Here is a 956-nt window from a genome sequence, read left to right as displayed (position 1 = left end):
TCATGGTGCACGACCCCAGCGGGATCATTGCCCGGTCCAGCGCCAGGTCGCGGTCAGCCAGACGGCGCATATAGCGCGTGATCTCGGCCTCGGCCCGGTTTTTGTGGAAGATCTCGTGGGTCAGGTACGGGCTTTCGCGCAGCGCGTAATCGGGCAGGCGATAGACTTTGTTCGAGCTGTCATCCTTGCGATCGATACCAAAGGCACCCCAGACGGCCTCGATGGTCTCGGGGCGGGTCTGTTCGTCCAGGCTGATGCCCACCTTGGTCTCACCCACCTTGCGCAGGTTGACACCGCGGGCCACGGCGGCCTCCATCACGACATTCTGCAGGTGGCCGACCTCGACCGTGATCGTGTCGAAGAACACCTCTGGCTCGACGGCAAAGCCCGCCTCTTCCAGACCGGCGGCCAGACGCGAGGTCTTGCGGTGCACCGATTGCGCGATGGCCTTGATGCCGTCGGGGCCGTGATACACGGCATACATCGAGGCAATGACGGCCAGCAGCGCCTGCGCGGTGCAGACGTTCGAGTTGGCTTTCTCGCGGCGAATGTGTTGCTCGCGGGTCTGCAGCGCCAGGCGGTAAGCCTTGTTGCCGCGCGCGTCGATCGACACGCCGATGATCCGGCCGGGCATCGACCGCTTCAGCTTGTCACTGGTCGCCATATAGGCTGCGTGCGGGCCACCATAGCCCATCGGCACGCCAAAGCGCTGGGTCGAGCCGATGGCAATATCCGCGCCCATCTCACCCGGTGACTTCAGTAGCGCCAGCGACAGGATGTCGGCAGCAACAATGGCAATGGCTTTATGTTCGTGCAGCGCGGCGATCTCGTTCGTGAAGTCGCGCACATGGCCGTGGGTGCCGGGATACTGGAAGATCGCGCCAAAGACCGATCCCGCATCCAGCGTGTCCGGGTCGGCCACCTGCACGTCGATGCCCAGAGGCTCGGCGCGGGTT

At 64.3% G+C, this 956-nt stretch carries 1 pseudogene; it reads right to left on the bottom strand.

Annotated features, from left to right (window positions below):
* Positions 1–956 (bottom strand): annotated as a pseudogene (locus tag RUA4292_RS15780) (glycine dehydrogenase (aminomethyl-transferring)); the annotation flags it as partial.

The organism is Ruegeria atlantica (assembly GCF_001458195.1).
GTDB lineage: Bacteria > Pseudomonadota > Alphaproteobacteria > Rhodobacterales > Rhodobacteraceae > Ruegeria > Ruegeria atlantica.
The sequence above is the reverse complement of the archived record's forward strand: the minus strand, read 5'-3'. Positions and strand labels throughout refer to the sequence as shown.